The sequence below is a fragment of the Thioalkalivibrio sp. ALJT genome (assembly GCF_000381825.1).
Lineage (GTDB): Bacteria > Pseudomonadota > Gammaproteobacteria > Ectothiorhodospirales > Ectothiorhodospiraceae > Thioalkalivibrio.
The window spans coordinates 115,006-136,791 of the sequence record NZ_KB907128.1 but is presented as its reverse complement, the minus strand read 5'-3'; the positions used below and the strand labels follow the sequence as shown (position 1 = coordinate 136,791).

Sequence of the window (21,786 nt, the reverse complement as noted above, 5' to 3'; positions counted from 1 at the left end):
TGATTTCTCGGGTTCGAATCCTCGTACCTCGCGGGCCAGACATGCAAAAGGGGCCACATGGGCCCCTTTGCTGAATCTGGCGGAGAGGGAGGGATTCGAACCCTCGATACGGGGTTACCGTATACACACTTTCCAGGCGTGCGCCTTCGACCGCTCGGCCACCTCTCCATTGGTTTCGCAACCCACGATCCGTCACGAAGCGCGTTAGCCTAAACCAGCCGACAACCATTCGCAACGTGAGACCATCAAACCGCAAACATGGACCACCCTTGATCGGCCCTGTCTACGCCCGAGATCCCGGATAACCGCTGTCCGGTTCCCGGGATGCCAGACGCCTCGGAACACCAGAAGCCCGCTACGGGAGCCGGCCTCGGCAGTCAACCCGAGCCGGGCCCATGGTCGGACCCGGGCAGGGGCGTCGCGCGCGAGACGTGCGCCAGCGGGGCACCGCGGCATTCCCGCCTGAGCGGCAGACAAAAAAAACCCGGCGCAGATCGCGCCGGGTCTCCCGCAGGGCGGAGATACTCAGGCGTTGCGCAGGAACCTGCGACCCGCCACCAGGCCCAGCAGACCCAGCCCGAACAGCGCCAGCGTACCCGGTGTCGGCACCGGCGCCGCTTCACGCGATACGGTCGCCGTTATCGTGCTGCTACCCCCAAGAACACTGCCCGAAACGTCCACATCGGAGAAGTCGACGAACAGCAGGCTGTCACCGAGGTCAATCGGAGAGGGCTGCGTATCCCAGACAAGCGAACCGCCCGTGAATGCGCCGAGAAAACCGGTATTCCTGACCGCCTGGCCCTCGCCTTCCGCCGACACGGTCGGCTGCGAGAACACAAGCTCTGCATCCACAGTTCCGCTGGAAGAACTGCCGCCGGCGGTCATGGTAATGGTTGCGAAATCGAAGGTGTTCGAATCCCCGATATCCAGCACGAAAGACGCCCAGTTACCCGACAAAGCACCGGTCTGGAGTGTCGTCACGTTACTCACGTCATTCGAGATCGAGGAATTCAACCACGAAGGGTTGACCGTGATCGGTGCAGCATGTGCGGCTGCACCCCAGGCCGTGAACAGAAGTCCCGCCAGCGCGGCTGAGGTCAGTTTTAATCCTTTCATATTTTCTACTCCAAGAGTTCCTTAGCTTCCGTTTGGTACCGACACTGCAAATACTGCGGCTGATGTTGCCTTGCTACCCTGCTGGCCGGCGCGTTCGCAGCAACGCTGCTTGACAGGTGAGCAAGCACAATCCGCGCCACAAGCAGGAACCCATTGATTTTTATAGGGTCCATCGAATCCGGAACGGTGCAATGCCAGCGCCATGTAAAGTCTGTCGACAAACCAGCCGAACGCAAAACGGGCCGAGCAAGACCGGAACAAACACCTCCGTCCCCGGCGATTCCTGCAACGATTGATTCGGCCTCACCCCCTCTATAGAGCTAATCCATTGGTTTTTATGCGGAAGGGGGGGGCGACCTGGAACGTCAATCACGCCACCCTCGCGGCTGCACGGCATCACCCGCAACGATTGGCCGGACACAACAGGCCCCCAGAGAGGGGCCAGAGGGTCATCGCTGGCTGAATCCGGACCGGTCATACGCAGCGCCCATGTGTAAAGATTTTCGACGCAGCAAAAGATTGAAACGGAACAGACCCGCGGCCAAGCCCCCATGGACGATCGTGTTCAGGCGGTCTGGTGTGGTGACAAGCCTGCCGCACAGGCCTTGTCGGGCGACAGGACCGTCACAAGGGCCATCCACGCCATCAGCCATTCCGGACGCATACGGCCATGCCATGGTCCTTGCCTGTTCCTCATCGCCTCCCCGCAAGATGAACCGCAACAGCCCATGCAGGAGATCCACACACGGGTGACGCCCCATGGCAACGGGCGACATCGAGCGAACACCCCGGCCCGCACAATGCGAGGCCAGCGCCTCTTCCGCCAGCCGCAACCCCGGCGTTCACCCGGGTCAACCGAGTTCTACTGGCCGAACGAGCTCCAAGCAGATTATCGCCCGGTACCCTGGTGGAGCTCGTTGCGCCTTTCTCGTGCGCTGCGAGCCCCCGTGAGGCCCGCGATTGGGCTAACGTTAATGAGTATCCACTCAACAGCGCGCGCCGCCGCACGCGCCACACAGGGAGGAGCATCCATGACGACGTTCGACGAGGCACTGCAGGTGGTGTTACGACACGAAGGCGGATACGTCGACCACCCGGAGGACCCGGGAGGCCAGACCAATCTGGGCATCACGCTGGGGACCTTGCGCCGCTGGCGCCAGCAACGGGGCGAACCGGAACCGGATGACACCGACATCCGCGAGCTGACCCCGCAACAGGCGGGCGAAATCTACCGATCCTGGTACTGGGACGCCTGCCAGTGCGACACCCTGCCCCCTGCCCTGCGCCTGCCCGTTTTCGACGCAGCCGTGAATCAGGGTCCGGCCCGCGCGATCCGCTTCCTGCAGAGTGCGGCCGGCGCCACAGTGGACGGCATCATAGGACCCCAGACCCGCGGCGCGGCCAGCGCTGCCGATCCAGCCGAACTCCTGCGCGATTTCATGGCGCAGCGGGCACAGCATTACGCCGGGCTGAACCACGTATCCACCTTCGGGCGGGGATGGTATCGCCGGCTGTTCGATGTTCATTCCCATGCCATGAAAGCGCTGTAAGTCGGACGCAGCTGCTGATCGTGCAAGCCTTCGGCACCGGGCACTGCGTACCTGGCGCTCGTCACATGCTGGCGATCAGCGCGAGCGCGAGCCCGCGGAACCCAGACTCACTGCGCCCGCTCTGACGAGTGCGCTGCGGCAAGCGCCAATTGCGCCTTTCACCCGCTGCCTCACCGGGACCCGTTCAGAGCCCTGGCCGAGCGTTCCGGTGAGGCACAGTCGGTTTGCCAGCCGTTTCTGCAGGATCTCGCAGTGCTCGGGCTTCGGGCTTCGGGCTTCGGGCTTCGGGCTTCGGGCTTCGGGCTTCGGGCTTCGGGCTCAAGAGTATGGTTCCGGCGCCCTCCTCCAGCGAGCGATATCCTCCGCCACCTGCGCGGCGCCGGGCGCATGGCTGCCCCCCGGAATCACGGATCCATGGACACGCCCGGTATACTGCGACGCTGACTCCCCCACAAAATCGAGGCGTTTCCATGAAGAAACTCACGAAACCCCTATTGATGCTTGCGATGTGTCTGCCATGGTGGGCCGGGCCAGTTCATGCGCTGGACGGCGACACGATCGACCGCTGGATGGCGGCAACCCAGGAACTCAACGAGTGGACCGCGCAACAATCCGAGGTCCAGGAACCGGCGATGGGCGTCCACGACGAGGCCTCGATGGAAGAAGTCCGACAGGCCATCGAACAGATGACGCGTATCGAACAACAGGCACAGGAGATCGTCGCGCGTCACGGCTTCGAGAACAGCACCGAACTGACCAACATCGGCTCGCGCGTCCTCAACGCCCGTCTTGCACTGGAAATGGAGCGCCGCATCCCGGAGATGGAACGCCAGCTGGAGGAAAACCTGCAGCGCATCGAGGACGATCCGAACATGCCGGCGGAGCAGAAGGCCATCATGCGCGACGCCCTGGAACAGCAGCGCGAGACCCTGCGCGATGCCACACCGCCCGAAGTACCGGATCAGGATATGGACGCAGTGCGCGCCCGCGAGGACGAACTGGAGGCCCTGTTCGGCCACTGAGATCGGGGTCCCCTCATGGCGAGGGGATACCTCCCTTGCAAGCGAGGCCCCACCGGACCGGTGAGCAACCTCAGCCGAACCACCCCGGCCTGCGGTCGCGATAGTGGGGCCCAGACGTGGCCCGACACGCGTGATTTGCGGTGGAATGACCTCCTTCCCTGGAGGTCATCATCTGGTGGACCGAACCGGCCGAGGCGAACTCGAGTGATGCGTAGACTCGACCGCGCTCTGACGTTCTACCAATGATGACCACGGTCCGGCCCCCGTTATGGCCTCAGAGGTTCAGACCTGTCCCATGACGGTGAAGCTCTTGATAAAGGGCTTGGCCATACGCGGGTCCTTCAACATCCCCTTGTAATCACCCACCAGGAACTTGATCTTGCCGGTCGTGAAGGCGCTCCCCAGGCCCATCATGCCCGGCGGCTTTTCCATCCACTTGCGCCACTGTTCCTCACTGGCCCGAAGATCCCACTTCATCTCCTCGCCGTTATAGGCCCCACCCGCAACGGCCTTGCCATTTTCGACCGTCAGCACGCCAATCGGCTTGTCGTCGCCGGGATAGCCGTACCCGATCACGCTGTTGAAGTCGATCTTGGCCAGCGCATCGGACAGCTCGGGTTCCGCATTCCATTTCTCAACGAACGCCTTCATCCATTCATCAGAAAAAAGTTCTGCCATCTTGTGTCTCCTCGTTTATGTTTTGTACTTGGGCGTGACCCCATGCACACGGTGCCGCGGAACCCTCGGAACTTCAACTCAGCACCCTCCACAATCTGAATCGAGTCCGCGACGACTGCCCGCTCCAGCGAAGGCACAGGGTCAGAACCTGCCTGTTGCCTCCGCCGCAAACCTGAAGGGTACATGGCAAGGTCCGCCCCATGTGAACCGCACAGCAGGACCCTACGAGATGCGGATGTGCTCCCGGGGACCTCAACGGGCGACGGGTACACGATCCCAGTACTGCATGGCCGAAAATTCGCCTTCGATCCGGAAGCCGTCACTGCCCCCCAGATCGTCCAGCGGGGTCGCCGTACCTTCCACCTCCAGATCACCCCGCAACGTGCCGTCCGGTTCGGCGGCATCCAGCCGGACTTCTCCGCTCACGCCCTGGCCGACCATCAGATATTCGATGTTGCCGAGTTCGCTGACATCGCCAACCAGCAGGTGCGCAGCCAGCCGGCCCTCGGCCGCTGCACCGTGCGGATCGGCGGCGACCTCCAGGGTGGCGGTGTCACCGGGAACGCCCGCACCCACTCGAGTAAAGATCATGCAGGCGGTCGTCTCCAGCTCCGGCAGGAAGGCCTCCACCACCAGCGCAAATCCGTCGCCCTGCTCCGTATCCTCCTGACCACCCCAGGCCGCCTGCCCAAGCAGCGCACCCGAGTGGGCCCCTTCCATCGCACCGTCGAAGGTCGCCTGCTCGTTCAGCATCGACCCCAGCTCCTCGCGGGACATATCGGTGGGCAATGGAATGCAGGCATCCAGCATCTCGGCGAGCAAGGGCGGAGTCCGCAGGTATTCGAGGGCAGCCGCATTGGCGCGCGGATATTCTTCCAGCGCGGCGTAATCCGGCGCTTCGGCCACGGCGCTGAATTCCGTGACCGCGATCTGGTAGGCAATGCCCGAGGCCTGACCGGGCGACTGGCCTTCCTCCAGTGCCCAGTCCTGCGCCTCCATGGTTTCCAGGGTATCAGCGGAGGTATGGAAAGCCTGAAGCTGCAGGCCGGCCACCATCCCGAGTGGCTCGAGGGCTTCGCTGAGCGTGCGGACGTAGTAGGTTTCGAGCCCGCCCGGCGCGTGAGGCCCAACCGCCATCCGGAACATCCCGGGGCTGATTTGCAGCAGTGCCGACGAGAAGGGCAAATCCTCGTACACCCACACAGTGCCGTGGTTCACCGAGAAAAGCAGCGCTTCGTCATCGCTGTCGAGGTTCGCCATCTCGGTGACCGCAGCCAGGCGATAGCCCTGTGCCATCTCCCCCGCAATCTCGCGCGTCTCGCCGGTTTCAGCCAGGTGCACGCGGTAGTCCTGCAGACGACGCGGGTTGTTGAACATATCCCGGAAGCTGTGCGGCGGCTCCACCTGTTCGCGCCCGAACACGGGTAGCAGGACGCCCAGCTCGTGCTCCTTGCGGTACGCCTTGCCATCCAGGACCGGCCCCGTGAACAGATCCTCGCGACCGCCGAGCCCGGAACGGTAATCCTCGTCGGGATGGATACGGGTAATCTCCGGGCCCTGGGTGACCGTCCAGCGGATCTCATCACCCTGGATCTCGGTCACCACCCCGTAGCGGTAGTGATCACCCTCGCCGTCGATGGCGAGCCGTTCAAGCTGGATCGGTGACTCGACCGCCGAAGCAGTGAACACGGGAATCGCCAGTACGGGCAGACTCAGCAAGGCCAGCACCAGCGAACGACTGCGGAAACGGCTTTTCGCGGGCATCGAACATCTCCTCGGTCGGGACAGTCCTGTTGTACTTTCAACGGGGTTCATAATGGCACGGCTCGCAGATGTGCACTTCATTCCATGCGAGCGCGGGATCGGTAGCGGCCGCCGGACAGCGCACGCAGATCTCAGTCGCGCCCACGCACCGTCCCAACATTTGCCCTGCCAGGTCACGCGCGGTTGTGGTGATTGGGTGTGCTCTTCTGTTAAGCCCACAACCGCTATCCATCACCTGGGGCCCCCAAAGCCGCAACGGCAATCGGAACGGTGATTATAGCCATTGCAACGGGTGGCCCCCTCCTCCGGCTGCGGTGGCGGCCTGGCCAGGATGAGTCAACGAAAGGCACATCTTCGATTCATGGGAGCGGCTTCGCCATAAGAACCCAGTCGCCGGAATGTCGACAACCGGGCCAGGGCATCAGCGGCCTGCGCGCGACATCGGTATAGCCAAACCGCTGGTAAAGCCGCCGGGCGCCCCGGTTCTGTTCCGCCACAATCAGACTGAGCGTATGCGCACCGCTCTCGACCGCCAACTCCTCCGCGCGCTGCATTAGTGCACTTCCCACTCCGCGGCCGCGCCAGGCCGGATCGGCCGCCACGGCATTCACATACCAGGATCCCGGGACCAACGCCTCCAGCTCCAACAGCGGACGCACCACGGCCGGAGCTTCGTTCAGCGGCTCGACGTCATGTGGATCAGGCAGCCGGTACCCGAGCAACATTCCGACGATCTCGTCCCCACTCTCGGCCACTTGGGCATTCACGTAACTGAAACCGCCGTCGGTCCCGCTTACGACGCGCGCCCCGAACTCAAGGGGATCCCCCTCCGGCCCGACGGATCCCCCCCACAGATACATCGGAATCCCCTCACCCGCGAAGTCCATGAGCTGCGCCAGTCGCCGCGCATCCCCGATCTCTGCCGCACGTACGGCGGTCGCGCGCGAACTTCAGCAGAAACTCCTGCTTATGGCACCGGTGCGTGATATGCCAGACGTGGCCCGGCAAGTGATGGCGATTCGCCCGTGCCATGGCTTCCCTCCCTGGAAGGCCCATTTCCTGGCCAAAATGGCCCCTATAAGCTCGAATTACACCCTTTCTCGACTATTTTCCTGCGATCTTTCCAGGGGTTACCGTGGTCCAACCCCGTTATTTTCCTTCGCTCAAGGAGCCCGAACGCTTGCGAACGCGCGCAGTTCGACGTCGGGAGCATCGGGGTTCAGCGGGGCCACTACGCGCAGTTCCAGCTCCGAGCTTGCACCCGGAGGCAGCGCGGGCACGATGGGGCGTAGCCCATCCGGCCCGGGAAAGATCTCCGCTACTGAGACGCGCCAATCGGGACCGAAAGCCGCCAGCACGGTCGGGTGTCTAACCCGCCCAGCCCCCACCAGTATGGGCGCCGCCTCGGCGGACTGCCCGATGACCAGGTAGAGCGGCCCGACCAGCGCAATGTCGGAGTGGTTGGTGACCCGGACAGTCTGACGAAGCGCAAAGCCACCGGAGGCCCCCGGCTCGCGCGGCTCATCAACTCGAAAGGCCACCCGCTCGGTCACATCGACTGGCCGGGAATCCCTCCCGCCGTCGTCACTCGATACACGAACGCCGATCCACTGCGTGGCCGCTCCGGCACGGACCTCGACAGCACTGGTGCCGGGCGCCAGAGACTTGAGTGCCCAGCGATCCCCCTCGGGCGCTCGAACGACTGTTACGACCGAAGGGTCCGAGACACGCAGGCGAACCCCCTGGCTCGGTCGGGAGAGATTCGAACGACTGCCCGGGAACGTCCGCCCGTGTACCTCCAGCGTTCGTGTCTCGTCGGGCCCGAGATGAAGCGTGTGGGGGCGCACTTCGAGATGTCGGGGCTGACCGAGAACTCTCAGCGCCGCGAGCCCCGGCCGGGTGGCAAGGGGCTCCTCGAGTATCCGGCGCCCTTCATCGGCCCAGGCAACCGAACTCGACCGGATCGTATCCGTCACCGGGAAATGCACCATCCATCCGAAGGTGCCTGCGACCAGGGCTACGCCAAGGAAGGCTGGACCACCGGAGCCCCGAGGACGCAACAAAAGCCCCATAACCCCGGCCAGCAGCAGGGCCGGCCATGGCCACCCTCCAAAAAGCGCTCCCAGTTTCCACCCGAGGTCACCCAGAAAGCCCGTGGGCACTCCCAGAGCGGCCCGGGTCCAGAAAAGCGCCGTGAGCATGAAACCGGCGAGCCCGACGGCCACGAGCAACCACACTCCCGGAGCCTGCACCGGGGCAGCCGCAAACCGACGGCCAAGCCACGCACTCGTCAGTGCGGCCCCCCAGGCACAGACGACAAGCAAAACAACACCCCATCCCCACTGACCCCAGATCTCAGCCGGAGGCAGCGCCACGAGGAGCAAGATACCCCCGCTCGCTACCGCAAACGCACTCCACCGGAGCGCACCCGCGCGCCTCCGGGCTGGTCCCGTCGTCACGCCTGCACGACCCACCGGACAATCCTCCACAGGTGAAGGCTCAAGGGCCAAATCACGGGTGTCATCATCTTCGCCTCTTGCCCGACGGGCCCTTGCACCTCACAGCAGGCGGTGAACCTTGCCCGGCCCGTTAACGCCAGTCATTCGCGGCGGCTCGCCTTCTCGTTCACAAGCATGGGCGCAAACATCTGGAGAAAGCCTGAGAGTCCTCCCTGTTCCTCTCCGCCATGGTCGACCTTCTCCATGATCGGAAACAGGCCAGTCCCCAGATGTTTTGCGGCCAGGGCCGCACAAGCGAGACAGCAGTAGCCGGCTCCTGGCTCTGAGGATACTGGCTTTTACCTTGGGGGTACTCGAATCACATCGAAGCCAAAAGCGTCCGGGGCTAGTAGAAGGGAGATTGCCAGGCGAAAACCGCCGACTCTGCTTGCCCGGGTCGCCGCAGGCACAGATGCAGTTCCTGATCATTGCGCCATTGCATGGCGTAGACGGCACCGCTGAGCAGTTGCACGGGCTCGGCGTCGACAGCCGTCAGCCAGGTATGCGACAGCCCACCCCAGCTTCCGCGCAACTCGCGAACCACGTAGGCAAGCTGCGTCTGGTCGGGTGACCAGGCGTGGTCGGATACCATCAGCGATCGCGTACTCCAGCGAACGGGTCGATGTTCACCCAGCACGCGACCACCCGATCGTTCCAGCCTGATCAGGCGCGGATCCAGCTTCTTGACTTGCGCCTTGCCCAGTTGGGTCCAGTCATCCTGATACGGCGGCTCAAATCGCCAGTGACCGATGTCTTCAGCACCACATGCAGCGGTATCGACTCGTTCCATTCGATCGGGCCGGTCAAGGTCGATTGCGTGAACCACAGCCGGTCGTTGCTGGCCGCGCGGTTTCACTCTCAACGATGCGGAGGACGGCTGTACGGGCGTCGCCTCGTTGGCGTCGGGAGGCAACACACCGGTCAGGAGGCGTTGTCCATCACGACTCCAGCAAAGCTTGTCGATTCGTGGTGCGGCGGTTGCCGCGTCACCGTTGCTCTCGCGCCCATCGGGGTCCGGCAGATGGCGGATGCCAGTGTCCAGATCGAGCAAGGCCAGCCGATGCTTGGGAGGTGCATTTTCACCGCGATTGGTCCATAGCCAGAAAGCTAACCATTGCCCATCGGGCGAATAACTCAGAGGCAGATGGTCGCCACAATCGATGCCCTCGGTACCGTCTACCATCTCACCGCCGGTGCTGGCAGGTTCAGTGTTCGGGTGACATCCTGCCAGGCTAACAACCAGCAAACCGACCAGTGCCAGCCCCGCCAAAGCCCGTTCCTCCGCCTCGTCCTGGAATTTGGGGATCTTCGAGGTGTTGCTGCTCATAAGTACTCTACCGCGCAGGCGCAGGTGCGCCTCGCAGCAGCCCTTCGGTGCTCAGGTCTTCGTCGAGCTCTGGCCAGTGGATTCCGTAGCCTCCGGCGGAGATCTCCCAGATACGGAGTTGTGCAGGCGTTGCGTGCGCGAGCCGTGGGTACCACTCCAGCAGTCCCGAGATTCGACGGCCATCCATCAGGCCGACCACCAGGTCATGCTCGGTGAAATCCACCGACGCAACCCGCTCATCCGCCTTCGTGGCCAAAGAACTCATGCCAAGCCTCCAACCGCTCCGGTTGTCAATCCTCGACAACCTCCCGAATCCGCCGCAACTTGTGCGCCGGAAACCCCATATTCCGCGCCAGTGCCACACGGCGCAACCAGAGCTTGGCCGAGCATTTTCCACGGTCTACATGCACATGCCGCGGCTCGTCCGGCTCATGGCTGAACCAGTAGAAGCGGTAGGGTCCGTCCCTGAACACCGTCGGCATCCGCGCCTCCCCTGAAACCGGCCTGGTTCAACAACAACAGGCTGGCGCCAGAAACATCCGTGCCGACATGCCCACACCCTTGATGCTGCGACGGCCGAGCTGCTTCACCGCCTCGCGAAAACGCTCCATATGGCCCAGGGCCGCTACATGGTGCGACCTCTGCCCCCTTCCGACATGCCGCAGGAAATTCACCGGATCGATCCGCAGGCGTTCCAGGATCGGCGGAATGGATTCCGGGATCGCCCCGCGCTTGTCCTCGCGGATCGCGCGCCCGGTCCAGTCCACCAGTTCCAGGTAGTCCTCCGTAGTAAAGGCCACCGCATTGGCATGCGGATCGTCGCCTTCCCGGCCCAGTACCGTCAGGCGAGGCTCGTCCCCCTCGCACGCCGGACCTTCATGCCCCTGATCCTTACGAGCCAGTGCCCGAATACGCTGCTGGATCGACGTGAAATCGGAAGCCTCGGGCGTATCCGCCATCCCGGCGCGCACCGGGTTCAGATCCACGTAGCTCATGCAGGTCAGCACCGCCGCGTCGTCCAGCAGCGCCTGGCTCTTGTAGCGGCCTTCCCAGAAGCGGCCCTTGCAGCGATCCTCTGCATTCGCCCGCCGCGCCAGATGTTCGTTCAGGCTGCGCATGAACCAGGACAGGTCCTGCAGGCGCGCCCGCCATTTCGGCAATCTGCAGCTGCGCCCGCTCGCGCTCCGCCACCGTCTTCGTCTGCCCCTCCCGATAGCGGGCTACCAACACCGGCAACGAGAACAGCCGCGCCCAGCGCTCCATCACCTCGCCTTCGCTCCATGCCGCGCCCCGATCCGAATCCAGCCGCACCACCAGGTGATAGTGGTTCGACATCACCGCCTACGCGCACACGTCCACCCCGAACACGCCCTGCAGCTCGCGAAGACGCTCCAGCACCCAGCCCCGCCGGTGCTCGTAGTTCCTGCCCGAATAGGAATCCTCGCCACACAGGAACGCGCGGCGCACACAGCGACAAATGCAGTGGTAGTACGGCGTCGTCTCGACCGAGACGAGCTCCTTCCTGGCTCGCGTCATCTCCGGACCCTCCCTGGTCCATGCATTCCCCTGAAACCTAGACAGCCCGCATCAGACCGTCAAGAAATCATGGGTGTCCTCTTCTTTGCGGCGCACACAGCGACAGATACAGTGGTAATACGGCGTCGTCTCGACCGAGACGAGCTCCTTCCTGGCTCGCGTCATCTCCGGACCCTCCCTGGCCCATGCACTCCCCCTGACACCTAGACAGCCCGCCTCAGACCGTCAAGAAATCATGGGTGTCCTCTTCTTCAGCGGCCGCGCTTCGCGAACGAGTGGAAAACCTCCCCCTCGGAGCCCGGCTAGACAGGCCCGGCACTTCCCGGGACGGGCTTCGTCATCAGGACCCAGTGGCCGGAATGCCGACAACCGGGCCAGGGCAACAGCGGCCTGCGCGCCACGTCGGCATAACCGAGCCGCTCGTAAAGCCGCCGTGCACCCCGGTTTTCTTCCGCCACGATCAGACTGAGCACCTCCGCGCCGCTCCCGGCCGCCACGTCCTCCGCGCGCTGCATCAATGCGCTTCCCACGCCGCGGCCGCGCCAAGCCGGATCGGCCGCCACGGCGTTCACGTACCAGGACCCCGGGGCCAGCGCCTCCAGCTCCAGCAACGGACGCACCACGACCGGGGCCTCGCTCAACGGCTCGACGTCATGCGGATCGGGCAGACGGTACCCGAGCAGCATCCCGACGACCTCGTCCCCGATCTCGGCCACATGGGCATTCACGTAACTGAAGCCGCCGTCTGTCCCGCTTACGGTGCGCGCCCCGAACTCCAGGGGATCCCCATCCGGACCGGCGGACTCCCGCCACAGATACATCGGAATCCCCTCGCCTGCGAAGTCCATGAGCTCCGCCAGTCGCCGCGCATCCCCGATCTCTGCCGCACGTATCTTCAGATCCATCTCGCATCCCCTCCCCCCACTGTCAGGCTAGTTGGAACCTCACCCGATGTTAGGGTGTTATCAACGACCGGGGGCGAAGAGAGGTTCCTGTGAAGTACTCTGATGAACGCAAGGAGGCGGTGCTGAAGAAGCTGCTGCCGCCGCATAACCGGACCGTGGTCCAACTGGCCGAAGAAGAAGGGATCTCGGCCGCCACGCTGTACAACTGGCGCCGGAAGGCCCGGGAGCAGGAGTGCTGCTTAGGGGTCAGACCTTGCCTTTTGTCCTCCGTACCACCACAGCGGCAAAAGGCAAGGTCTGACCCCCATGGTGCTCGGATCCTCGGTCTGGGCGCTACCCATCAGGGTAGCGTAGGGCTGTTGGCCGACGTGGTGCCAGTCGATCAGATAGATCTTGGCCACCTGCAGCGCCCGTTCCAGACCGACCATGCGGGCGATCAGAAAAAGCGCCAGATCCTGCCACGACGAGCCCCCGCCGACCATCACGATGCGCTGGCCATCGCCGGCAGTGACCAGGGCCTGATGCGGATGCACGCGGACCTGTGGATAGTGGGCGGCCAGTGCCTCGCAGTAGCCCCAATGCGTGGTCGCGTCCCGCCCGTCCAGCAGGCCGGCTTCGGCCACCATCAGCGCACCGGAGCACGCCGTGCCGAGGAAGCTGCCTGCCTCGTAACAAGTCTGCAGCCAGGCCACCTCCCGCGGATAGCGGCCCGTGATGTCCGTGCCGGGAGGCACCAGCAGTTCCGGTACACAGACGACGTCGGGACAACCCGCCTGATCGATGTCGAGATCCGGCAGCAGATGGACACCGTTGGCCATACGGAAGCCGGCCGTGTCGGCGGCGACGGTCACCGGGCGGAAGGGTGAGACCGCCGGCTCGCCCCGGGCGATCAAACCCCAATCGCGATCGACGGCCGCGAACAGGTCGTACATACCGTAGAGCGTCGAGCCGGTGGACTCCGGAACGGCGAGAAAGGCGACGGTCAGCGTCTGCTTCGGCTCCGGCATGGCAGAAAGCACCAGAGGGTGACACTTTCGACCAAGGAATCATGGGTGTCCTCTTTATCTGTTCCGCCTCGGACCATAGAAATCATCGGTGTCCTCTTCTTTACCAGACATGGCCTCGCAACCGATGGCGATTCGCCCGTGGCATAGCTTCCCTCCCTGGAAGGCCCAATTCATGGCCAAAATGCCCCCTATAAGCTCGAATTACAGCCTTTCTCGACCATTTTTCTTCGATCTTTCCGATGGTTACCATGGTCCGACCCCGTTATTGAGTCGCAGCAGATGCACGTGGTTGGACGTCACCATGTAGTTCAACACACACAGCCCGTAGCGCCGCCGAGCCTGATACAACCAGTACCGCCACAACCGGCGGTCGCGCGCGAACTTCAGTAGAAACTCCTGCTTATGGCACCGGTGCGTGATATGCCAGACATGGCCCGGCAAGTGATCGCGATTCGCCCGTGGCATGGCTTCCCTCCCTGGAAGACCCATTTCCTGGCCAAAATGGCCGCGATAAGCTCCAATTACACCCTTTCTAGACCATTTTCCTTCGATCTTTCCGTGGGTTACCTTGGTCCGACCCCGTCATTGCCAAACCTAGACAGCCCGCCTCAGACCGTCAAGAAATCATGGGTGTCCTCTTCTTCGATATCTTGGGTGTATATAACCAGCCGGGACCTGACAGCTAATTAGGTAAAAAGCTCCTTCGTTACCCCCTGACGACTCCACTCTGTCCGACCAAACCTACTATGACTAAACAGAAGCCTATCAATCCCACCCTCTGAAAACCCATTTCCACCCCGCTTTAACTCCCTCAAATACATCTCGTACCGCAACCGAATAAGCTCAAACCCTTGCTCCACTGAATCCACACTTCTAGGCTCCGATGCCAACTCAATCAATTCCTCTAAAACCACATCAAGGTACCCATGGCAATGCTCAATCAGGTCCCGTGTGTACGGCGGTGTAGAACCCGCATGCACGATCATATTCCTAGTGCGATAAATCCGGCGTATTTGCCATTCCACACGCAACGCATGTCGATCGAGCGCATTAGCTACCCCAGCAGGGCTCTTCATGGCATCCGCCACATCCTTAAGCCGTTCCGAAAGCAACACATATCCCGATGCGATGTTAAACAGCTCCTGGCGCACCTCCGAAAGATTATCCAACGCCAATATCTTACCTAGCCTATGCGTAAACTTCCGGCCCGCAACCTCCCTGAAACAAGCCTTCGCACCCGCATTATCCCAGCGCAACAGGTCCTTAACGAGAGTATTGAGACGTTTTTCGATATAGCCTACATTCGCAAAAGGTATAACGGAATTCGCTATGTGCTCAATCTGACTAACCTTCTCATGTTTCAGATCCGACGGGACCAGCGACTCTAAAGCAGTCCATAAATTCAAAATTTGATTCTCATCGCCGCCCGCCTTCATAGCCATAGCATGCAGTCGAACGCTACTAATAAACTTCGACAGAGACCCGTCCCTTAACGAAAACCCTCCCAAAAACTCTCGCAGCCTTCTAGTGGCGACATGATGCCTAAGGTCATCACACTTCCGCATTGGACTAACGTCGTCACCAACCCAGGTTACGCTTGAATCGCCATCTTCAAGAACATAGCATCCCTGGGACCAGTCGGCTGGTCCGCCATGGTGGTAAATTGACAAGAAGCTTGCGATAAGATCAAGCCTTTTCTCCGCCACAACACGAGCTGAATAAGGATCTTTAGCCTTAACATCTTCAATCGTGGCAAAAAATGGGTAATTCGTGCAGTCGTCAGCGCTAAACTTTGACAATGGCGGCAGCACAGCTGGCGAATTTTGAGCGATCTCAAACCCGAAATCCGAGAAGACACCAGAACGATCATCGAACAGACGGCCAACACGGAAAGTGACCGCATATTTTCGCGGGTCGCCTCCAAAAACGCTGAGAAACGATTGCACACCTCGCGTGCGATCGAGCCCCTCGCGAAAGAAACGCTCCTCTAGAACCGAATGAATATATTTTTGATGATAACCAATACCTAACAAAGTGGTTACGTATAAGCGAGCCAAGCGTCGGACCAATGCAAGGTCAGATGCGGGATCTAAACACACCGACAACAAGGACTCCTCAAGCTTGGGCTTATACCTTGAAGGCGCCAGATGAACAGACGCGATCTCAAAGAAAGCGCGCAGGTTGGGAATAGAGGGAAGATCTCCCGCAACAACGCTCGCTACAGTGGACTCGCTTAAAGGAACCAGCTCTTGCGCGACGGGATCATTTAAAAAATGATCGTGAAATTCGGCGGTAACATGTTGGATGTTAGGTTTCTGGATGATGCCTGACTCGACATCTCTCAGAACACCAAGAGCTTCTTCCGCTAATAGGCCCGCATGCATAAGAGAGGGTTTATAGGTATCGACCGTGAAATCGAAAAGCATTTCATCCATTAGCTGAGCAAAATACGTTTCTGCTCGTGTGTAGAGATTCGAACCAGGCGCAACAAGATTTCGATATTTCATAAAGCTTTGGAGGGCTCGGAATAATAAAAAAGGGGGCCGAAGCCCCCAATTAAACAGATGATTCGAATTTTCGTCAATAAGGCCTCAATCCCAGCTCAACGCCCCACCCGTCTGATACTCCGTAACCCGCGTCTCAAAGAAGTTCTTCTCCTTCTTGAGATCGAGCACCTCGCTCATCCACGGGAACGGGTTATCAGCTCCCGGGTACAGCTCGGCCAGGCCGATCTGCGCACAGCGGCGGTTGGCGATGAAGTGCAGGTATTCCTCGAACATCCCGGCGTTCATGCCGAGCACGCCACGCGGCATGGTGTCGCGGGCGTACTGCGCCTCCAGCTCGACGGCATCCGAGATCAGGGTGCGCATCTCGTTCTTGAAGTCTTCGGTCCACAGGTGCGGGTTTTCGAGCTTGATCTGGTTGATCACGTCGATGCCGAAGTTCATGTGCATGGACTCGTCGCGCAGGATGTACTGGAACTGCTCGGCCACGCCGGTCATCTTGTTGCGCCGGCCCATGGAGAGGATCTGCACGAAGCCGACGTAGAAGAAGATGCCCTCGAACACGACGTAGAAGGCGATCAGTTCGCGCAGCAGCTTCTGATCCGCCTCCGGCGTGCCGGTGCGGAAGTTCGGGTCCGCCAGGTGCTTGGTGAACGGCAGCGCCCATTCCGCCTTGGTGGCCACGGAGGGCACCTCGCGGTACATGTTGAAGATCTCGCCTTCGTCCAGGCCCAGGGATTCCACGCAGTACTGGTAGGCGTGGGTGTGCAGCGCCTCCTCGAAGGCCTGGCGCAGCAGGTACTGGCGGCACTCGGGGTTGGTGATGTGGCGGTACACGGCCAGCACCAGGTTGTTCGCCACCAGCGAGTCGGCGGTGGAGAAGAAGCCCAGGTTGCGCTTGACGATGGTGCGCTCGTCCTCGGTCAGACCATTCGGGTCCTTCCACAGGGCGATGTCCGCGTTCATGTTGATTTCCTGCGGCATCCAGTGGTTGGCGCAGCCGTCCAGGTACTTCTGCCAGGCCCACTTGTACTTGAAGGGCACGAGCTGGTTGAGGTCCGCGTGGCAGTTGATGATCTTCTTGTCATCCACGCGGATGCGCTCGGCACCCATCTCGATGTCTTCCAAACCGGTGCCGGTCAGGGCGTCTTCGTTCGGCTCGGCCAGCGGCTGGCCGGCGTTTTCCGGGTCCGGCGAGACGCTGGGCGCGGCGCCGGCGGTGCTCATCAGGGCTTCGTTCTCCTGAAAGCCCATGCCGGGGCGGACGGCGGGTTCTTTCTGGCCTTCGCCTTTGATGGCTGCGATCGGATCGTCCCAGGAAAGCATAGTGTCCCCTCTTCTTTTCGGTGGCGGCCCGGCGCGGTAACCGGGCCTCTTGTTCAGTGCGTTGTGATCGGTCTGTGGTGCGTATTCGGTGCCCGTGGGCGGGGCCGCCTTACTGGCAGGCCTCGCAGTCCGGGTCGAGGATGGAGCACGCTTTCGGGGCCTCGGGCTCGGCCGCCTGCTGGCCGCCGGAGACGGCGTTCAGCTTGTTGGCGCGCGAGGAGTCGGCCACGGTGCTCTTTTCCACGTGGGTGGCACCCATGGAGCGCAGGTAGTAGGTCGTCTTCAGGCCGCGGATCCAGGCCAGCTTGTACAGGGCGTCCAGCTTGGGCCCGGAGGGCTCGGCCATGTAGAGGTTCAGGCTCTGCGCCTGGTCGATCCACTTCTGCCGGCGCGAGGCGGCCTCGACCAGCCAGCGGGTGTCCAGCTCGAACGCGGTGGCGTACAGGGCCTTGATGTCCTCCGGCACGCGGTCCAGCGGCTGCACGGAGCCGTCGTAGTACTTGAGGTCGTTGACCATCACCTCGTCCCACAGCTCGCGGTCTTTCAGGTCGCGCACCAGATACGGGTTGATCACGGTGAACTCGCCGGACAGGTTCGATTTGACGAACAGGTTCTGGTAGGTCGGCTCGATCGACTGGCTGACCCCGCAGATGTTGGAGATGGTCGCGGTCGGCGCGATCGCCATGGTGTTGGAGTTGCGCATGCCGACCTTCTTCACCCGCTTGCGCAGCTTGTCCCACTCCAGGCGCTGGGTGGTGTCCATCTGCAGGTAGTCGCCGCGGGTCTCGGCCAGCTTGTCGATCGAGTCGATCGGCAGGATGCCCTGGCTCCACAGGCTGCCGGGGAAGCTCTCGTAGCGGCCGCGTTCCTCGGCCAGGTCGGTCGAGGCTTTGATGGCGTAGTAGGAGACCGCCTCCATGGAGGTGTCGGCAAACTCCACCGCCGCCTCGGAGGCATACGGCACGCGCAGCTTGTACAGCGCGTCCTGGAAGCCCATGACCCCCAGCCCCACGGGACGGTGGCGCAGGTTGGAGCGCCGCGCCTGCGGCACGGAGTAGTAGTTGTAGTCGATCACGTTGTCGAGCATGCGCATGGCGGTGTTCACCGTGCGCTCCAGCTTGCCCCGGTCCAGCTCGCCGGCCTCGTTGATATGCGCGGCCAGGTTGATCGAGCCCAGGTTGCACACCGCGATCTCGTCATCCGAGGTGTTCAGGGTGATCTCGGTGCAGAGATTCGAGCTGTGGACCACGCCGGTGTGGCTTTGCGGGCTGCGCAGGTTGCACGGGTCCTTGAAGGTCATCCACGGATGGCCGGTCTCGAACAGCATGCCGAGCATCTTCCGCCACAGGTCCACGGCCTTCATGGTCTTGTGCACGCGCAGCTCGCCGCGCGCGGCCTTCTCTTCGTATTCGCAATAGCGCTTCTCGAACTCGGCGCCGACCAGGTCGTGCAGGTCCGGGGCCTCGTTCGGGGAGAACAGGGTCCAGTCGCCGTCCTCGGCCACGCGCTTCATGAACAGGTCCGGGATCCAGTTGGCGCTGTTCATGTCGTGGGTGCGGCGGCGGTCGTCGCCGGTGTTCTTGCGCAGCTCGATGAACTCCTCGACATCGATGTGCCAGGTCTCGAGGTAGGCGCACACGGCCCCCTTGCGCTTGCCGCCCTGGTTCACCGCCACGGCGGTGTCGTTGGCCACTTTCAGGAACGGGACCACGCCCTGCGACTTGCCGTTGGTGCCCTTGATGTGGGCGCCCATGCCGCGCACGCGGGTCCAGTCGTTGCCCAGGCCACCGGCAAACTTGGACAGCAGCGCGTTGTCGCGGATGGCGCTGTAGATGCCGTCCAGGTCGTCCGGCACGCTGGTCAGGTAGCAGCTGGAGAGCTGCGGGCGCAGGGTGCCGGAGTTGAACAGGGTCGGCGTGGAGCTCATGAAGTCGAACGAGCTCAGCAGGTTGTAGAACTCGATCGCGCGCGCCTCGCGGTCGATCTCGTTGATCGCCAGGCCCATCGCCACGCGCATGAAGAATGCCTGCGGCAGCTCGAAGCGCGTGCCATCGCTATGGATGAAGTAGCGGTCGTACAGGGTCTGCAGGCCCAGGTAGGTGAACTGTAGGTCGCGCTCGGGCTTGATCGCCGCGCCCAGCTTGTCGAGGTTGTAGCGGGTCAGCTCGCTGTCGACCAGCTCCAGGTCAGCGGCGCGCTTGATGTAGGCGCCGAAGTACTCGGCGTAGCGCTCGGCCAGCTGGGCCTGGGTGGCCTCTTCCGGGCGGCCGTGCACGAAGCTCAGGGCCTCGCGGCGCAGCGCGTCCATCAGCAGCCGCGCGGTGACCTGCGAGTAGTTCGGCTCCTGCTCGATCATCACACGGGCGGCCATCACCAGCGCGGTGGCCACGTCCTTCTCGGCCACACCGTCGAACAGGTTGCGGCGCGCCTCGGTCAGGATCTTCTGGCCGTCGACCTGCTCGATGCCGGCGCAGGCCTCGTCCACCACCGCCTGCAGGCGTGCCTCGTCCAGCGGGGCCTGGGTGCCGTCGGCGCGGGTCACGTTCAGGCTGGCGGCGGCCTCCTGTTCTTCCGGGGACTGCTCCGCGGCCTCGGCGGCGCGCTTCTGCGCCTGCTGCTCGCGATAGATCACGTAGGCCCGCGCGACCTTGTGGTGGCCGCCGCGCATCAGGGCCAGTTCCACCTGGTCCTGGATATCCTCGATATGCACCGTCATGCCCTGGGTGCCGGCGCGGCGGAACAGGCTGTCCACCACCTGCCCGGCCACCTCTTTCACGATGTCATGGATACGGCGGCTGGCCGCGGCGTTACCGCCCTCCACCGCGAGGAAGGCCTTGGTCACCGCGACCTCGATCTTGGAGGCATCGAAGCCGGTGACCTTGCCGTTACGGCGAATCACCTGGTGCTGGCCCGGGCTGGTCGCCAGGACCTCGGCCGACGGTTCGGCCTGCGGCGGGTACTGGGTGGCCTCGGGGGCTTCGACGGTCTGGGTATCGCTGTGCATGACGGGCCTCGCGCTGGTGTAGGATCGAACGGCGAATACTATAGATCGGGGATTGTGATCTGCATAGACACTACATATTGTGTATCGATCAGGAACAAACCTTGCACAAGCGGTGAGCAACCTGTGGATAAAAATGCCGATTCGCTGTTCTGTAGCCGTTCTTGGCGGGGCTGGCGGGTTATCCACCAGAGGCTGATGTAGTGACTGCGTGGTGACCGCTCCTGGCCCGCGCGTTCATGAAAATGTTTTATGGTCCATCAATACCAAACCCGTGCGCGGAGACCCGGTCACCACGGTTCCCGCAACGTGCGTAACCACGTTGGACAAAGGCGCCCGGCGTACCAATAATCCGGCCCGTACCGCATACGCCGGCCGGCCGGGCCACCACCCGCAACCCCGGACCAGCGCGCGCGCAACCACTGAATAAACCGACTGGATCAGGAACCCCCATGAGCAAGAAGAAGGACGCAAGCAAGCAGGACACCACCCCCGGGGCAAGCCAGGCCGTGACGGCCCCGAGCATGGTCCAGGCCGCCACGGGCGCGGTCCAGCTCGGTGGCGAATCGGCCACCAGCGAGCAGGAAAAAACCGACGCGAAAGGCGCCCGCCACTGCCCGCTGCTGATCCTGGGCTCCGGCCCGGCCGGCTGGACCGCCGCGGTCTACGCCGCGCGCGCCAACCTCAAGCCGGTCGTGATCACCGGCCTGGAACAGGGCGGCCAGCTGATGACCACCACCGACGTGGACAACTGGCCGGGCGACAACGACGGCGTGCAGGGCCCCGAGCTGATGCAGCGCATGCAGAAGCACGCAGAACGCTTTGATACGGAGGTGATCTTTGACCACATCCACACCGTGCAGCTGAGGGACAAGCCCTTTCGCCTGACCGGGGACTCCGGGGAATACACCTGCGACGCGCTGATCATCTGCACCGGCGCCTCCGCCCAGTATCTGGGGCTGGAGTCCGAAACCACCTTTGCCGGCAAGGGCGTCTCCGCCTGCGCCACCTGCGACGGCTTCTTCTATCGCAACCAGAAGGTCGCGGTGATCGGTGGCGGCAACACCGCGGTGGAGGAGGCCCTGTACCTGTCCAACATCGCCTCCGAGGTGGTGCTGGTGCACCGCCGCGATGCCCTGCGCGCGGAGAAGATCCTGCAGGACAAGCTGTTCGAGAAGGAAAAGAACGGCAACGTCACCATCGAGTGGAACCACACCCTGGACGAGATTCTCGGCGACGCGACCGGCGTGACCGGTGCCCGCCTGAAGCACGCCCAGAGCGGCGAGACGAAGGACATCGACGTGATGGGCGTGTTCATCGCGATCGGCCACAAGCCGAACACCGACATCTTCCAGGGCCAGCTGGACATGGAAGGCGGTTACATCAAGGTGCAAAGCGGCCTGGAAGGCAACGCCACCGCGACCTCCGTACCGGGTGTGTTTGCCGCCGGCGACGTGATGGATCACGTCTATCGCCAGGCGGTCACCTCCGCCGGCACCGGCTGTATGGCTGCACTGGATGCGGAAAAATACCTCGAAGAGAACGGCTGAGC

Annotated in this window: 17 protein-coding genes, 1 tRNA gene and 4 pseudogenes; 4 read left to right on the top strand and 18 right to left on the bottom strand. The window is 62.7% G+C overall.

Features of this window, described 5'->3' with window-relative positions:
* Positions 1-77: 77 nt before the first annotated feature.
* Positions 78-168: transfer RNA gene (locus G332_RS0109990), tRNA-Ser, on the bottom strand.
* A gap of 357 nt (positions 169-525) precedes the next feature.
* The gene (locus tag G332_RS0109985) at positions 526-1,116 is read right to left on the bottom strand and encodes a PEP-CTERM sorting domain-containing protein (RefSeq protein ID WP_156000819.1); all 591 of its coding nucleotides are present in this window, start codon (positions 1,114-1,116) and stop codon (positions 526-528) included.
* A 1,031-nt stretch (positions 1,117-2,147) separates the two neighbouring features.
* Between G332_RS0109985 and G332_RS13700 the strand changes: the two genes are divergently transcribed.
* Both G332_RS13700 and G332_RS0109975 read left to right on the top strand, forming a co-directional pair.
* Positions 2,148-2,666, top strand: a complete 519-nt coding sequence (locus G332_RS13700; protein WP_019626858.1) for a glycoside hydrolase family 108 protein — start codon at positions 2,148-2,150, stop codon at positions 2,664-2,666.
* Positions 2,667-3,136: 470 nt separating this feature from the next.
* On the top strand, positions 3,137-3,688 hold the full coding sequence (locus G332_RS0109975) for a hypothetical protein (protein WP_026340770.1): 552 nt from the start codon (positions 3,137-3,139) through the stop codon (positions 3,686-3,688).
* Between the two features lie 282 nt (positions 3,689-3,970).
* On the opposite strand, the gene G332_RS0109970 is transcribed toward G332_RS0109975, so the two are convergent.
* From G332_RS0109970 to G332_RS0109930, 11 genes and pseudogenes are all read right to left on the bottom strand, one after another.
* On the bottom strand, positions 3,971-4,366 hold the full coding sequence (locus G332_RS0109970; RefSeq protein WP_019626856.1) for a hypothetical protein: 396 nt from the start codon (positions 4,364-4,366) through the stop codon (positions 3,971-3,973).
* Between the two features lie 252 nt (positions 4,367-4,618).
* A complete protein-coding gene (locus G332_RS0109965) occupies positions 4,619-6,130 on the bottom strand; it encodes a hypothetical protein (RefSeq protein WP_019626855.1) in 1,512 nt (503 codons plus the stop codon).
* Between the two features lie 359 nt (positions 6,131-6,489).
* The gene (locus G332_RS0109960) at positions 6,490-7,017 is read right to left on the bottom strand and encodes a GNAT family N-acetyltransferase (RefSeq protein ID WP_019626854.1); all 528 of its coding nucleotides are present in this window, start codon (positions 7,015-7,017) and stop codon (positions 6,490-6,492) included.
* A gap of 276 nt (positions 7,018-7,293) precedes the next feature.
* On the bottom strand, positions 7,294-8,355 hold the full coding sequence (locus G332_RS0109955) for a hypothetical protein (RefSeq protein WP_026340768.1): 1,062 nt from the start codon (positions 8,353-8,355) through the stop codon (positions 7,294-7,296).
* Positions 8,356-8,974: 619 nt separating this feature from the next.
* Positions 8,975-9,955, bottom strand: a complete 981-nt coding sequence (locus tag G332_RS13795; protein ID WP_231362889.1) for a hypothetical protein — start codon at positions 9,953-9,955, stop codon at positions 8,975-8,977.
* A gap of 7 nt (positions 9,956-9,962) precedes the next feature.
* Positions 9,963-10,220, bottom strand: coding sequence for a DUF2442 domain-containing protein (locus tag G332_RS0109945; protein ID WP_019626850.1), 258 nt, complete (start codon positions 10,218-10,220; stop codon positions 9,963-9,965).
* Between the two features lie 25 nt (positions 10,221-10,245).
* Complete coding sequence (locus G332_RS12870; protein WP_019626849.1) at positions 10,246-10,437, bottom strand: DUF4160 domain-containing protein; 192 nt, start codon at positions 10,435-10,437, stop codon at positions 10,246-10,248.
* A 27-nt stretch (positions 10,438-10,464) separates the two neighbouring features.
* Positions 10,465-11,293: pseudogene (locus G332_RS13350) on the bottom strand (transposase).
* Between the two features lie 3 nt (positions 11,294-11,296).
* Positions 11,297-11,491 (bottom strand): hypothetical protein, encoded by a 195-nt coding sequence (locus G332_RS13345; protein ID WP_019626847.1) that lies wholly within the window; start codon positions 11,489-11,491, stop codon positions 11,297-11,299.
* Between the two features lie 99 nt (positions 11,492-11,590).
* Positions 11,591-11,656 (bottom strand): annotated as a pseudogene (locus tag G332_RS13875) (transposase); the annotation flags it as partial.
* 137 nt (positions 11,657-11,793) lie between these two features.
* The gene (locus tag G332_RS0109930) at positions 11,794-12,396 is read right to left on the bottom strand and encodes a GNAT family N-acetyltransferase (protein ID WP_019626846.1); all 603 of its coding nucleotides are present in this window, start codon (positions 12,394-12,396) and stop codon (positions 11,794-11,796) included.
* Positions 12,397-12,485: 89 nt separating this feature from the next.
* On the opposite strand from G332_RS0109930, the pseudogene G332_RS13335 reads away from it, so the two are divergent.
* A pseudogene (locus G332_RS13335) lies at positions 12,486-12,626 on the top strand (transposase); the annotation flags it as partial.
* 9 nt (positions 12,627-12,635) lie between these two features.
* On the opposite strand, the gene G332_RS12860 reads toward G332_RS13335, so the two are convergent.
* The 5 genes and pseudogenes from G332_RS12860 to G332_RS0109900 all read right to left on the bottom strand — a co-directional run bounded on the left by G332_RS12860 (position 12,636) and on the right by G332_RS0109900 (position 20,237).
* Complete coding sequence (locus tag G332_RS12860; RefSeq protein WP_038059701.1) at positions 12,636-13,403, bottom strand: DJ-1/PfpI family protein; 768 nt, start codon at positions 13,401-13,403, stop codon at positions 12,636-12,638.
* Between the two features lie 252 nt (positions 13,404-13,655).
* A pseudogene (locus G332_RS0109920) lies at positions 13,656-13,868 on the bottom strand (hypothetical protein); the annotation flags it as partial.
* 221 nt (positions 13,869-14,089) lie between these two features.
* Positions 14,090-15,910, bottom strand: a complete 1,821-nt coding sequence (locus G332_RS13535) for a hypothetical protein (RefSeq protein WP_156000813.1) — start codon at positions 15,908-15,910, stop codon at positions 14,090-14,092.
* A gap of 84 nt (positions 15,911-15,994) precedes the next feature.
* Positions 15,995-17,233: a ribonucleotide-diphosphate reductase subunit beta gene (locus G332_RS0109905; RefSeq protein WP_018994877.1), complete on the bottom strand. Its 1,239-nt coding sequence runs from the start codon at positions 17,231-17,233 to the stop codon at positions 15,995-15,997.
* A gap of 109 nt (positions 17,234-17,342) precedes the next feature.
* Positions 17,343-20,237, bottom strand: a complete 2,895-nt coding sequence (locus G332_RS0109900; RefSeq protein WP_019626841.1) for a ribonucleoside-diphosphate reductase subunit alpha — start codon at positions 20,235-20,237, stop codon at positions 17,343-17,345.
* Between the two features lie 449 nt (positions 20,238-20,686).
* On the opposite strand from G332_RS0109900, the gene trxB reads away from it, so the two are divergent.
* Positions 20,687-21,784 (top strand): thioredoxin-disulfide reductase, encoded by a 1,098-nt coding sequence (trxB, locus tag G332_RS0109895; RefSeq protein WP_019626840.1) that lies wholly within the window; start codon positions 20,687-20,689, stop codon positions 21,782-21,784.
* Positions 21,785-21,786: the final 2 nt, after the last annotated feature.